The organism is Aeromonas sobria (assembly GCF_050266975.1).
In the GTDB taxonomy this organism is placed as follows: Bacteria; Pseudomonadota; Gammaproteobacteria; order Enterobacterales; family Aeromonadaceae; genus Aeromonas; species Aeromonas sobria_B.
In genome coordinates, this window is sequence record NZ_JBKISU010000033.1 from 42,508 (window position 1) to 54,598 (window position 12,091).

General features: G+C 64.5%; 10 protein-coding genes. 7 read left to right on the plus strand and 3 right to left on the minus strand.

From position 1 onward, the window contains the following. Positions 1-85 precede the first annotated feature (85 nt). From dnaX to ACLHZ1_RS17025, 4 genes are all read left to right on the plus strand, one after another. The gene (dnaX, locus tag ACLHZ1_RS17010) at positions 86-2,758 is read left to right on the plus strand and encodes a DNA polymerase III subunit gamma/tau (RefSeq protein ID WP_427263038.1); all 2,673 of its coding nucleotides are present in this window, start codon (positions 86-88) and stop codon (positions 2,756-2,758) included. Positions 2,759-2,872: 114 nt separating this feature from the next. Next, on the plus strand, positions 2,873-3,202 hold the full coding sequence (locus ACLHZ1_RS17015) for a YbaB/EbfC family nucleoid-associated protein (RefSeq protein ID WP_041997156.1): 330 nt from the start codon (positions 2,873-2,875) through the stop codon (positions 3,200-3,202). 133 nt (positions 3,203-3,335) lie between these two features. After that, on the plus strand, positions 3,336-4,520 hold the full coding sequence (locus ACLHZ1_RS17020; RefSeq protein WP_427263039.1) for a methyltransferase: 1,185 nt from the start codon (positions 3,336-3,338) through the stop codon (positions 4,518-4,520). 663 nt (positions 4,521-5,183) lie between these two features. After that, positions 5,184-5,570, plus strand: coding sequence for a GFA family protein (locus ACLHZ1_RS17025; RefSeq protein ID WP_427263048.1), 387 nt, complete (start codon positions 5,184-5,186; stop codon positions 5,568-5,570). 305 nt (positions 5,571-5,875) lie between these two features. On the opposite strand, the gene smrB is transcribed toward ACLHZ1_RS17025, so the two are convergent. Next, complete coding sequence (gene smrB, locus ACLHZ1_RS17030; protein ID WP_427263040.1) at positions 5,876-6,400, minus strand: endonuclease SmrB; 525 nt, start codon at positions 6,398-6,400, stop codon at positions 5,876-5,878. A gap of 78 nt (positions 6,401-6,478) precedes the next feature. Between smrB and prmB the strand changes: the two genes are divergently transcribed. Both prmB and aroC read left to right on the plus strand, forming a co-directional pair. Then, positions 6,479-7,414 (plus strand): 50S ribosomal protein L3 N(5)-glutamine methyltransferase, encoded by a 936-nt coding sequence (prmB, locus tag ACLHZ1_RS17035; protein WP_427263041.1) that lies wholly within the window; start codon positions 6,479-6,481, stop codon positions 7,412-7,414. Positions 7,415-7,426: 12 nt separating this feature from the next. Then, positions 7,427-8,515 carry a chorismate synthase gene (gene aroC, locus ACLHZ1_RS17040; protein ID WP_427263042.1) on the plus strand — a complete coding sequence of 363 codons (1,089 nt, stop codon included), beginning with the start codon at positions 7,427-7,429 and terminating at the stop codon, positions 8,513-8,515. 80 nt (positions 8,516-8,595) lie between these two features. On the opposite strand, the gene ACLHZ1_RS17045 is transcribed toward aroC, so the two are convergent. Further along, positions 8,596-9,405, minus strand: coding sequence for a substrate-binding periplasmic protein (locus tag ACLHZ1_RS17045; RefSeq protein WP_427263043.1), 810 nt, complete (start codon positions 9,403-9,405; stop codon positions 8,596-8,598). Between the two features lie 321 nt (positions 9,406-9,726). Between ACLHZ1_RS17045 and ACLHZ1_RS17050 the strand changes: the two genes are divergently transcribed. After that, positions 9,727-11,118, plus strand: coding sequence for a DEAD/DEAH box helicase (locus ACLHZ1_RS17050; protein WP_427263044.1), 1,392 nt, complete (start codon positions 9,727-9,729; stop codon positions 11,116-11,118). Between the two features lie 171 nt (positions 11,119-11,289). Here the strand turns inward: ACLHZ1_RS17050 and ACLHZ1_RS17055 are convergent, their stop codons facing one another. Then, on the minus strand, positions 11,290-11,793 hold the full coding sequence (locus ACLHZ1_RS17055; RefSeq protein WP_427263045.1) for a DUF6232 family protein: 504 nt from the start codon (positions 11,791-11,793) through the stop codon (positions 11,290-11,292). Positions 11,794-12,091: the final 298 nt, after the last annotated feature.

Genomic DNA, 12,091 nt, shown 5'->3' on the forward strand with positions numbered 1-12,091 from the left:
TTGGCGCCATCGCCGTTACAGGGCTCTCGCCATTTGTGTTAGCATTCGGCCTCAATGCCCTGTCATCCCCGCATCCAAAGGTTCTATGAGCTATCAGGTTCTGGCGCGTAAATGGCGCCCCCATACATTCGAGCAAGTGGTGGGCCAGCAACATGTGCTGACCGCCCTGACCAATGCCCTGGATCAGGGGCGGCTGCACCATGCCTATCTGCTCAGCGGCACCCGTGGCGTGGGCAAGACCACCATAGCCCGCATCCTGGCCAAGAGCCTCAACTGCGAGCAGGGGATCAGCAGCACCCCCTGCGGGGTGTGCGACACCTGCCGCGAGATCGATCAGGGCAACTTCGTCGATCTGCTGGAGATCGACGCGGCGTCGCGCACCAAGGTGGAAGACACCCGGGAGCTGCTCGACAACGTGCAATATCGCCCGGCCCGCGGCCGCTTCAAGGTCTACCTCATCGATGAGGTGCACATGTTGTCGCGTCACAGCTTCAACGCGCTGCTCAAAACCCTGGAAGAGCCGCCCCCCTATGTGAAGTTTCTGCTGGCCACCACGGATCCCCAGAAGCTGCCCATCACCATCCTCTCCCGTTGCCTGCAGTTTCACTTGAAGAGCCTGGATCAGACCCAGATCGCCCGGCAGCTCGAATGGGTGCTGGAGCAGGAGGGGCAACCGTTCGAGCCGCGCGCCTTGCAGGCCCTGGCCAAGGCGGCCGATGGCAGCATGCGCGACGCCCTGAGCCTCACCGATCAGGCCCTGGCCCATGGCAACGGCCGGGTGGGGGAGGCGAGCGTGCTGGCCATGCTCGGCACCCTGGACCATCACCACCTGCACCAGTTGCTGGAGGCGATACTGCGCCAGGATGCCCAGGCCACCATGGCCAAGATAGGGGAGATAGCGACCCTGGGGCCGGATTTTGATCAGCTCCATGCCGAGCTGGAAGCCCTGCTCCATCGCATCGCCCTGGCACAACTGCTGCCGGCCAGCGTGCAGGAGCAGGGGATGGAGGCGGACGCCCTGACCCAGCTCGCCAAGGCCATGGGGCCGGAGGAGGTGCAGCTCTGCTACCAGATAGTGCTGGGGGGGCGCAAGGATCTGCCCTGGGCCCCGGACGGTCGCACCGCCCTGGAGATGACCTGCCTGCGCATGCTCGCCTTCTCGCCCCGGCGCGACCCGATACACCCGGCGAGCCTGGGTGCCCTGCCGGCGCAGGCGGGGCAGGGGGCCGCTCCCCTGGGGTTGGGAAAGCCGCAACCGGCTGAGCCCGCCGCCCCGCAGGCCCCGGCGGTTGCCCATGACAGCGGCGCCGCCCTGACGCCTGCGCCTCTCCCGCCAACCGAGGCCGAGAAGGCCCGTCCTTCGCCAGCCGAGGGCGCGGGAGCGGGCGAGATTGCCGCTCCCCTGGCGCGGCCAGGGCAGAGCGAGGTGGCGACCCCACCCGGCCCGGCTGCGGCGCCAGAGGAGACAGGGGAGGCGCTCTCCCCGCTCTTTGCCGAGCAGGCGGCGTTGTTGCAGGCGGCGAGCGAGATGGGTTATCGAGACGCGCCTTCTGCCCAGATCGGGAGCATGCCTGCGGGTCCGCAGGCAGAGTCGCCAGCGCGCCCGTCCGGGAGCGGGGAGCCGCCTGCCGCCAGCACCGACAGGGGGGAGCCGATGGGGCTGAGCCCCTCGGCGCCCCGGCAGGGGGAAGCGTCGGCCCCGGTGGCGACAGTCGCCCCAGCCGACGCCGCGTTGGGCGAGGAGAGCGCCGGGGGCGGCATTATGAGCCTGCTGGGCACCCGCAACATGCTGCGCAGCCGGTTGCGGGCCTCGCAAGGGGCAGGCCAGCCCCGTCCGGAGGCTGCCTCGCCTAGGCGTGACGCAGCCGAGGCGCCCGCCGCCATCCCGGCCCCGAGCCCGGTCGCGGCGCCAGCCTCCCCTTCGGCAGGGGAGACCCCCTGGCAGGGGGATTGGCCCTATGATGAGCCGAGCGAGCGGGACGAGGAGGAGGGCGACCTTCAGGCCTATCAGGAGTACCTGGCCCAGGGGGCGGCGAGCGCGCCTGCGCCCGCGTTGGCGGCGCCGAGGGAGCGCGATGGCGCCCCTGCACCACGCAGTGGCAGCAAGGGGACGAGGGATGCGGACTCTCCCCCCTGGGATCCCGACGGCCCCTCTACCGGAGCGCAGCAGCCCGTCGACCATGGCGCCCCTTCTGCCCCTGCGACCGGGCTCGCCCCCGCCCCGCACTCGGCTGAAGGGCGAGACGCCCTGGCCCCGGCAGAGACGGCGGCCCCGGCCCTTGAGACCATCGACTGGAACGCCATCGAGAGCGAGCAGGAAGAGGAGGTGGGGGACGAGCCGAGCCGGCTCATCCCCGCCAGCCTGCTCGCCAGCTGCGGCGATCCCTGGAGCGAGCTCATCGCCCGCACCCGGGTGGGGGGCCGACTGCGCCAGCTCGCCATCAATGCGGTGATGAGCCAGCAGGAGGAGCGGGTCCTGCTGACCCTCAAGCCTGAGCAGCGTCACCTGGTGAGCGATCGCGCCCTGGCCGAGCTCGCGGCCATCATAGGCCCAGAGCTTGGCCGCGAGGTGCGCATCGAGGTGACCCTGGGCACGGTGGCCGAGCGGGAGACGCCGCTGGAGATCGAGCATCGCCTCTACCTCGGGGTGCTCGAGCAGGCGGGGCGGGATCTGGAGCAGGATCCCAATGTGCAGTTTTTACGTCAGCGATTCGGTGCCGAGCTCCACATGGAGAGTATCGAGCCCCTCAATCGCTGAATCAGGTGCGGGGAGTGCGCTCCCCGCTTGAAATGCCGCTCGGCCGTCCCCATCTAGGACAGACGAGCCTAACGCCCGGCCAGGTGCGCCGGATTTCAACGCGAGAGACGACATATGTTTGGTAAAGGTGGAATGGGTAACCTGATGAAACAGGCCCAACAGATGCAAGAGCGCATGCAGAAGATGCAAGAGCAGCTGGCCCTGATGGAAGTGACGGGTGAAGCGGGCGCTGGCATGGTCAAGGTCACCATGACCGGCAGCCACAGCGTGCGTCGCATCGAGATCGATCCCTCCCTGATGGAAGATGACAAGGAGCTGCTGGAAGATCTGGTGGCCGCCGCCTGCAACGACGCCGTACGCCGGGTCGAAGAGCAGAACAAGAGCAAGATGGGCGAGCTGACCGGTGGCATGCAGCTGCCCCCGGGCATGAAGCTGCCGTTCTAAGGCGCTTGCCAACCGAGTCAAAGAGGGGCCCCTGTGGCCCCTCTTCTATTGGGCGCCGGCCATCATGGCGGGTGCAATCTGGCGCAGGATGGCTACAATGGCGCCCTCTCTTTTTCCCCTCAGGGAGCCCCTTGTGCTGGCCCAACGCTTCGAACGCCTCGATCACCTGCTGACCCTCTGTCGCCCCTGGTGGCAATACCAGCCCTATCATCACCTGGCGATCGCCTTTGCCGGCGAGGCCCCCGAGCTGGCGGCCCTGCTCGATGGCCTGAGCCTGGCGCAGCTGAACCGGCTCGATGGCGACATGAGTGCCCTGGCCAGCCTGCTGGCCCCCTGGATCCCCCAAGGGGCCGAGTTGCAGGCCCTGAGCGAGTTGACGCGCTTCGAGGCCGAGCCCGTCGAGTGCGGCAAGGCCATGGCGTTGCACATGCCGGGTCGCAAGCAGACCCAGATCGAGGCCTTCACCGGCTGCCTGCCCCCCCATGAGGGGCCCTACCTGGAGTGGTGCGCCGGCAAGGGGCACCTGGGCCGGCTGCTCTCGGTGCACCGCCGTGCCGAGGTGACCAGCCTGGAGTGGCAGGGGCAGTTGTGCGAGGAGGGGCGCAGGCTCGCCGAGCGGGACGGCGCCCGCATGCGCTTCATCGAGGCCGATGCCTTCGCCGCCGAATCGGTGGCGCTGATCGCCCCCGAACATCACGCCCTGGCGCTCCATGCCTGTGGCGAGCTGCATACCCATCTGCTGGAGGGGGTGGCCGCGCGCGGCGCCCGCGGCGTGACCCTTTCCCCCTGTTGCTATCACCTGATCCGGGGAACCCACTATCGCCCCCTCTCCCGGGCGGCCCAGGCCAGTGCCCTGGGGCTGAGCAAGGCAGACTTGCGCCTGCCCCTGCAAGAGACGGTCACCGGTGGCGCCCGCATCGCCCGGCTGCGGGAGCAGGAGGTGGTGTGGCGCCTGGGCTTTGACTGCCTGCAGCGCCAGGTAAGGGGAGTGGATGAGTACCTGCCTGTGCCCAATATGCAAAAGAGCCTGCTCACCGGCAGCTTCGAGGCCTTCTGCCGCTGGGCCGCCGAGCGCAAGGGGATAGCCCTGCCTGCCGGGCTCGACTACGACGGCCTGCTGGCCCGGGGGGAGGCGCGCTATGGGGATGTCGCCCGCATGGAGCTGGTGCGTCACCTGTTTCGCCGCCCCCTGGAGATCTGGCTCGGGCTGGATCGCGCCCTCTTCCTGCAAGAGCAGGGCTACCGGGTGGAACTTGGCGAGTTCTGCGCCAAGCCCATGACCCCGCGCAACCTGCTGATCCGCGCCGTGCGTGGCTGAAGGCGGGGCGGGGGGCTGCTCTGTTCTGGCTGACGATGGGGATGGGCTTCACCACCCGACTGTCTGCGTGTTTACCTCTTTGCCTCGCCCCGCTTCCCCAGCGCTTGTCTGCCTGGGGGCGGCTTATCCCCCTTGCGGGTCGGCTCATCGGGCAGTGAGTCGGCTCACACATCCATCAGATTTCTTATTTTCCTCTGTGAATTTAGTTGTTGACCTGTCTATGCTCGGCTGAGTTTTCATCTGAGACAAGGACAGTTGCCCATGTTGAACATCACCCGTTGCGCCTGGCTGGTGGCCGCGGCCTGCGCCCTGCCAGGTCATGCCGCCATGACTATCCAGCCCGATCCCGAGCAGGCCGGGGGCTATCTGATCGCCCAGGCCGATATCGAGGCGCAGGCGCAGGCCAAGACGGCCAACCCCATGTATGCCCTCTGGGCCAAGGCGCTGGCGACCCGGCCCAACAGGGTCGTCGAGGCCATTTACCCCAGGGCGGCGAGCAACCCTGACAACGTCAAGCGGGTCGAGCGGGTATTCCCCGAGGCCGAATGGGATTTTCTGACCCAGATGGCGGCGCCGGAATACACCTATGAGCGTTTCTTGCGGGCGGTGGGCAAGTTCCCGGCGTTCTGCGGGGAGTACACCGATGGCCGCGACGCCGATGCCATCTGCAAGAAATCCATCATCACCGCCTTCGCCCACTTCTCCCAGGAGACGGGGGGCCACTGCGCCATGTGTCGGCGCTGGTCGGGGGGGCCCATGTTCGCGGTCCATTGCGGCAGCGGGGTGCGGTTCGAGGGGCTCGCCCCTGTGGCCTACCGCTCCTCGGAGTGGGCGGAGCGAGGCTTCTGCCCCACCTGCGGCACCCATCTGTTCTATCATCTGCTGCCGACGGACGAGTACATCCTGTCCGCCGGTCTGTTCCAGACGCAGCACTTCGAGCTGGCCAGTCAGGTCTTCATCGACGAGAAGCCGGACTTCTATGCGCTCAAGAACGAGACGCCCACCCTGACCGGGCAGCAGGTGTTCGATCTGTTTGCCCCCAAGCCCTGAGTCCACCGGGGCAGGCGCCTCTCCTTGCCCCGGCAAAGGATGACTTGATTGCCGAGCCGAGCCGAGCCGAGGCGAGTCGCGATGCGCCATGAGCAGAGCCAGGGCGCCCCTCTGGTGGGTTTACACATCTAGGGCGCCCTGTTCGTGCACTCTGAAGGCAAGTGGCCTGGCGCTGCCCGGGGGCTGGGGCCAGGTTGTGACAAGGGCATGGTAGGGCTGTCTGGCAAGGGGCGGGGCAATGCTCTGCAGCCTTGGCGCAGCGTGCGCCTCCTTTGACGCTGTTTTGCCCGTCTGGTGACGCTGCTTTACTCTTCTATATCCAGCAGCACCAGGATGGCGCTGTCGCCGCCCCATTCGCGGGGGGCCTGATGGAAGGCGCGCACATCGGGGTGCTGGGCCAGCCAGCCCGGGATGCGCTGCTTCAAGATATGCTTGCCGATGCCGTGCATCACAGAGGCGACATGAATGTTCTCTTTGCGGCACAGGGTGAGCAGGGCCGCCAGCTCCTGCTTGGCCTGGTGCTGGTTCATGCCGTGCAAATCCAGATAAATCTCCGGTGGATAACTGCCGCGCTTGAGCTTCTTGAGCTCGAATGTCGAGACATCGGAACGGACGTAGCGGGTCGGTCCATCCTCTTCCAGATGGGGCTGATATTCATCGCTGAAAAAGTGGTCAACCCCAAGCTTTTCGCGGCTCTCACGCAATTCGCGTTTCTGCTTGACCGGGCGCAACTCGGCCCTTAAGGTATCTTGCTTGATTTTCCGGGTACCTTTGATCGCCTCGCGAAACAGCAGGCTCTCCTCGTCTGTGGGTGAGGGCGTTTTTTTCATCAGAGACTCATTTATCAGGTATGCATCTTGCCCACTATACGGGGCTCGGGCCGGATATTACTCGACTTGGAGGTGGATTTGGACAAGATATTTATCGACGAGGTGGTTGCCGAGATGCACACCATCCAGGACATGTTGCGCTGGGCCATGAGTCGTTTCAACGACGCCGGTATCTTTTACGGCCATGGTACGGACAACGCCTGGGATGAAGCCGTGCAGCTGGTACTGCCTGCGTTGCATCTGCCGCCGGACGTGGATCCGGGCATGCGCCACTCCCGTCTGACCCCGACCGAGCGTCATCGCATCGCCGAGCTCATCATCCGCCGGGTGCAGGAGCGGGTCCCCGCCGCCTACCTGACCAACAAGGCCTGGTATGCGGGTTGGGAGTTCTACGTGGACGAGCGGGTGCTCATTCCCCGCTCCCCCATCGCCGAGATGGTGGCCAACCGCTTCGCCCCCTTCCTCAAACATGAACCGACCCGGATCATGGACTTGTGCACCGGCTCCGGCTGCATCGCCATCATCATGGCCCACGAGTTCCCTCACGCGGAAGTGGATGCCATCGACATCAGCGTCGATGCCCTCAACGTGGCCGAGCGCAACATCAATGACCACGGGCTCGAGCAGCAAGTCATCCCCATCCGCTCGGATCTGTTCCGGGACCTGCCGGCCGGCGACAAGTACGATCTCATCGTCTCCAATCCGCCCTACGTGGACTCCGAAGACATGTCGGATCTGCCGGACGAGTTTCGTCACGAGCCGGAGCTGGCCCTGGCGTCGGGCTCTGACGGCCTCAAGCTGACCAAGCGCCTGCTGGCCCATGCCGCGGACTTCCTCAAGGATGACGGCGTGCTGGTGGTCGAGGTGGGCAACAGCATGATCCACCTGGAGGCCCAGTTCCCCGAGGTGCCCTTCACCTGGGTCGAATTCGAGCACGGCGGCCACGGGGTGTTCGTGATGACCCGCGCCGAGCTGGTGCAGTATCAAGATCATTTCGCCATCTACAAGAACTGAGCAGGAGCAAGCATGGCAGGGAACAGTTTTGGCCAACTCTTTCGGGTGTCCACCTTCGGCGAGAGCCATGGCCCGGCGCTGGGCGCCGTGGTCGACGGCTGCCCGCCGGGACTGGAGATAAGCGAAGCGGATCTGCAAGTCGATCTGGACAGGCGCAAGCCGGGAACCTCCCGCTACACCACCCAGCGCCGCGAGGCGGACGAGGTGAAGATCCTCTCCGGGGTGTTCGAGGGCAGGACCACGGGCACCTCCATCGGACTGCTCATCGAGAACACCGATCAGCGCTCCAAGGATTACTCGGACATACAGGATCTGTTTCGTCCGGGTCACGCCGACTACACCTACCACCAGAAGTACGGTCAGCGTGACTATCGCGGCGGCGGCCGCTCCTCGGCCCGCGAGACCGCCATGCGGGTGGCGGCGGGGGCCATCGCCAAGAAGTACTTGAAGCAGGTGCACGGCATCGAGATCGTCGGCTTTCTCTCCCAGCTCGGCCCCATCAAGGCCGAGGCGTTCGAGCAGAGCCAGATCGAGCAGAACCCCTTCTTCTTCCCCGATGCGGGCAAGCTGGAGGCGCTGGACGAGTACATGCGCGCCCTCAAGAAAGAGGGCAACAGCATAGGCGCCAAGGTGGCTGTCATCGCCCGCAACGTGCCGGTGGGCTTGGGCGAGCCTGTGTTCGATCGGCTCGATGCCGACATCGCCCACGCCATGATGGGCATCAATGCGGTGAAAGGGGTGGAGATAGGGGACGGCTTCGCCGTGGTGGAGCAAAAAGGCTCGGAGCACCGCGACGAGATGACCCCGGCCGGTTTTGCCAGCAACCATGCGGGCGGCATCCTGGGGGGCATCTCCTCGGGGCAGGATATCCTGGTGAGCATGGCGCTCAAGCCCACCTCCAGCATCACAGTGCCGGGCAAGACCATCAATACCAGCGGCGAGGCCACCGAGATGATCACCAAGGGTCGTCACGATCCGTGCGTCGGCATCCGCGCCGTGCCTATCGCCGAGGCCATGCTGGCCCTGGTGCTGATGGATCACCTGCTGCGCCACCGCGCCCAGAATGCCGGGGTGCATACCGCCACGCCGCAGCTGCGCTGATCACCAGGTCGCACTGGCGGCTGATCACTCTCTTTGTTTAAAAGGCGACCCCAGGGTCGCCTTTCTCATGTCTGGAGGGTTCAGCCTCGGGCGACGTCATCCCGGGCCCGGCTGCCATCGAGGCGGCACACTGGCGGGGCAAACGCCGCGTCCAACGGGGGCAGGGCGGCGATGGCGGCATCGATGCGGGCAAGTTCCTCGTCGCTCACCGCCTCCCTGGCGAACATCAGGCTGACCGGCTGCTGGTGCAACAGCAGCTGGCAGCGGATGAAGTCGTTGGCCCCCAGTTGGGTCAGCCGGTGGTGGGCATATTGCCACTCCATGATGACCCCATCGAGGCGCCGCGCCAGCAAGAGGGCGATCAGCCTGTCGTCCGAGTTGTATTCGCGGGCGGCCCCGAGGGAGGGGCAGGGGGCGCCGAGGGGCAGGGGGCGGGTGCCCCGCAGCTTGCCAAGGCGCAGCCCCGAAGGCCGGCACAGATCCGCGAGGCCCGTTATCCCCCGCCAGGGGTCGGCGGCCTCTGGCGCAGGCAGATGGCTGAGCAGCACGAAACTGGCGCGCCGGTAGGGGGCGGAGAAGCGGGCGAAGCGTCGGCGCTCCGGGGTATCCAGGGCCCCCATGGCCACGTCGAGCTGGCGACGCTCAATCAGATGCAGGGTGCGGGCCCAGGGGAGGTTGCGAAACCTGGGGGTCAGACCCGCGTCTTTCAGGATCTGGCGGGTCAGGGTCACGTCCAGGCCGCCGATCTCCCCGTTGGCATCGATCTGGCTCAGGGGTGGCCAGTGGCTCCAGGCCACCGACAGTGTTTCCTTGGCGCCAAGAGGCAGGCTCAGGGCGAGCAGCAGGCCGAGGCCAAGCGCGCGGCCAATGATGGTATGTATCCCGAACAAGCAGACCTCCCTGTTGCTGTGTGTCGCGCTCCATGGACCCCCTCGCGGGTCCGTTGCGACTGTGGTTGATGCCAACGAGTGCCATCATGGCCATTCTGCCCCGACATAGTCGGCTTTTCCAACCATGCTGGGAGGCTTATCACATTTTTCTCGTGTAACTGCGCCAACTCCGTTAGACTGCGCCTCTATTCTTTCCCCTTTGCTCTGCTCCCCGGGGAAATCGTTGTTTTCTCCATAGGCCCAGATCTTGTGAGATGGCATCGGCTCGGCAGAGGAGCCCCACCACAAATCCCCGGCGCCCCAAATCCCTAGCAGGTAACTATGAGTTTTACTTCCCTCGGTCTGGCCGAGCCTTTGCTCCGTGCCGTCGCCGAACAAGGCTACGACACTCCGTCCCCCATCCAGCAACAAGCGATCCCGGCCGTCCTGGCTGGCCGTGACCTGATGGCGGCGGCCCAAACCGGGACCGGCAAGACCGCAGGCTTCACCCTGCCCATGCTGCAACGTCTGACCGACAGCAAGCGCAAGGTTTCTCCGAACCGCATTCGCGCCCTGGTGCTGACCCCGACTCGCGAGCTGGCCGCCCAGGTGGGCGAGAGCGTGCGCAACTACGGCAAACACCTGCCGATCCGCAGCCACGTCGTGTTCGGTGGCGTCAGCATCAACCCGCAGATGATGGCGACCCGCCGTGGCCTGGACGTGCTGGTGGCCTGCCCGGGCCGCCTGATGGATCTCTACAACCAGAACGCCGTCAAGTTCGACGAAGTCGAGATCCTGGTGCTGGATGAAGCGGATCGCATGCTCGACATGGGCTTCATCCGCGACATTCGCAAGATCCTGGCCCTGATGCCGAAGAAGCGCCAGAACCTGCTCTTCTCCGCCACCTTCGCCGACGAGATCCGCGAGCTGGCCACCGGCCTCTTGGACAACCCGGCGGTGATCGAAGTGGCGCCGCGCAACAGCACGGCCGAGCGCATCGAGCAGCTGGTGCACCCCTGCGACAAGGCCAACAAGATCGGTCTGCTGAGCCACCTGGTCACCAGCAACGACTGGCAGCAGGTACTGGTGTTCACCCGCACCAAGCACATGGCCAACCGGGTCGCCGAGACCCTGGACAAGAACGGCGTCAGCGCCGCCGCCATCCACGGCAACAAGAGCCAGGGTGCCCGTACCCGTGCCCTGGCCGGTTTCAAGGATGGCAGCGTCAAGGTGCTGGTGGCGACCGACATCGCCGCACGCGGCCTGGACATCGACAAGTTGCCACAAGTGGTCAACTTCGAGCTGCCCAACGTGGCGGAAGACTATGTGCACCGCATCGGCCGTACTGGCCGTGCCGGCGCCACCGGTCATGCCATCTCCCTGGTGGCGGCCGATGAGGGCAAGCTCATCAAGGCCATCGAGCGTCTGACCAAGCAAAATATCCCCTGCGAGCAGGTGGCCGGCTTCGAGGCTTCCCGCGAAACCCTGGACAACATCGCCCGCGGTATCGGTGCGCCGCTGCGCAAAGAGCCGCGGGATCCGAGCGAGCCGCGCCGCGCGCCCCGTCCGCAGGGTCAGGGCCAGCGTCAGGGCGCCGGCCGTTCCGGCAATGGCGGTGGCCGCTCCGGCGGTGCCGGTGGCCAGCGCTCCGGTAACGGTGCACGTCCCGACGGCGCCGCAGCCGGCAAGCCGGCCCAGGCTCGTCGCCCCCGCCGCGCCAGCCACAACCAGTAAGCGACCAGAGAGCCAGGCTCCCCGGCTGTCCGGTTGAAATAAAAAGCCCCACCAATCTGGCGGGGCTTTTCAGTATCTGTTGTTGGTTCAAAAACAGAGCATCATTCTAGCAAGCTGTTTTAGATACCAGAACCGTTGGAGGGGCGACAGACAGTGTTGGATGCAGTGAGTTTACCCTCGACTTACAATTGCATCGTTCAGAGAGTTAATTACTGTTCTTATGTAAGATTCATCAGTGCTTACTAGGGCTTTGTTTTCACCTGATGATGAGTTCAAAAGTACAGTGAACTGCCTTTTGCTGCCTTTCCAAGCTAGAACGGCAAGGCCCAGTAGTACCAAGCCTGCAATGAGCCAACCCCCACTACCTCCAAACAACATTAATAGACCAATGATACCAAGGATGATGGAACCTGTTCTGTTAGGTTCTATTACGCCCGACTTGACGGACGTCACATTATTCATTGCGTACGTTTGACCATCTACAATAAACCGGCTGTTACTGACGCTAACATTTCCCTGATTAAAAAAGATCTTTTCTTCCATAAATCCACCCATAATCCGTGACAGATTAAATGCATAATGTTTACAAATTTCAGCTGCATTACATGAAAGAAGAGAAGAAATCATGAAATGTAGCGCGCCACAACTGAATAAACGTCGATAAATAGAGTGCATTTTTCAGTCCAGATGGTCAATTCAAAGGTTCCAAAAAAAGCCAATTTCATTACATAGCTATTTGTATCGGCCTGATCCTCTGCTCTTTTCCTTTGTGAATTATGGTTCCCCATACAGCCTGATCTCCAGCACGTTGGCGATGGCGCTGCCGTTCCAGTGGTACTCCAGATGACCTTAACCATCCCCTCATATGAGCGAGGCGTGGCGCGGCTTCTGAGGTATGATCGCCATCCTTGACCAGCTAATACCCAACAGACTATCCCCATGTTTAACCACGAACTAATCCTCAACCACATCG